At 78.6% G+C, this 1078-nt stretch carries 1 protein-coding gene; it reads left to right on the top strand.

The features are described from left to right. Positions 1-147: 147 nt before the first annotated feature. Entirely contained in the window at positions 148-1047 is a 900-nt protein-coding gene (locus tag ACFXPX_RS43905; protein WP_380645133.1) for a Gfo/Idh/MocA family protein, read from the top strand. Positions 1048-1078: the final 31 nt, after the last annotated feature.

Genomic DNA, 1078 nt, shown 5'->3' with positions numbered 1-1078 from the left:
GTCGGCTCCTGTGCGTAGCGGCCGCGGTGTCCGCTCCGCCGCGGGCGGGGCCGGCCTGCCCGATACGCTCGGGGCTGACCTGCGGGAACGCGCCCGGCTGCGGCAGCCGCGCGCCCGGCCCGCGGCACACCGAGGAACGGAGACAACGTGCGGATCGGACTGCTGGGCACCGGCACCTGGGCGGAGCGGGTGCACGCACCTGTGCTCGCCGAGCACCCCGGGCTGGAGTTCACCGGCGTCTGGGGCCGCCGCCCGGAGGCCGCCGAGGCGCTGGGCGCCGCGCACGGCGTGCCCGGGTACGGCGACCTGGACCGGCTGCTGGCCGAGGTGGACGCCGTCTCCATCGCCCTGCCGCCCTCCGTCCAGGCCGGACTCGCGGTCCGGGCCGCCGAGGCCGGCTGCCACCTGCTGCTGGACAAGCCGGTCGCGTTCACCGTGCCGGACGCCCGGGCGGTGGCCGAGGCGGCGCGCACCCACCGCCTCGCCTCGGTGGTCTTCTTCACCGTCCGCTTCGGCGGCGAGCAGATCCCGTGGATCGAGCGGCAGGCCGGGCTCGGCGGCTGGTTCACCGGCCGCTCGGACTGGCTCGGCTCGGTGTTCGCGCCGGGCAGCACCAGCCCGTACGCGGCCTCGCCGTGGCGCAGGGACAAGGGCGCGCTGTGGGACGTCGGCCCGCACGCGCTGTCCGTCCTGCTGCCGGTGCTGGGCGACGCGACGGAGGTCACGGCCGTCGCCGGGCCGCTGGACACCGTCCACCTGGTGCTCCGGCACGCCGGCGGTGCCTCCAGCACGCTGGCGCTGAGCCTGACCGCCCCGCGCGCGGGCGGCGGCGTCGCGATGGAACTGCGCGGTGAGCACGGGGTGGCCCGGCTGCCCGAGCGCGGCGAGGGACCGACGGTGGCCCTGCACCGGGCGGTGGACGCCCTGCTGGCCTCCGCCGCCTCCGGCGAGGCGCACCCCTGCGGGGCCGACTTCGGCCTGCGGGTGGTGGAGGTGCTGGCGGCGGCCGAGCGGTCGCTGGCCGCCGGCGGCCCGGTCGCGGTCTGAGGCCGGTCCGACTGTGCTCAGGGGGCGGTGG

This window comes from Kitasatospora sp. NPDC059146, from assembly GCF_042786665.1.
Classification (GTDB): Bacteria; Actinomycetota; Actinomycetes; order Streptomycetales; family Streptomycetaceae; genus Kitasatospora.
Note: the sequence above shows the minus strand (reverse complement) of the source record. Positions and strands in the feature narration are given on the sequence as shown.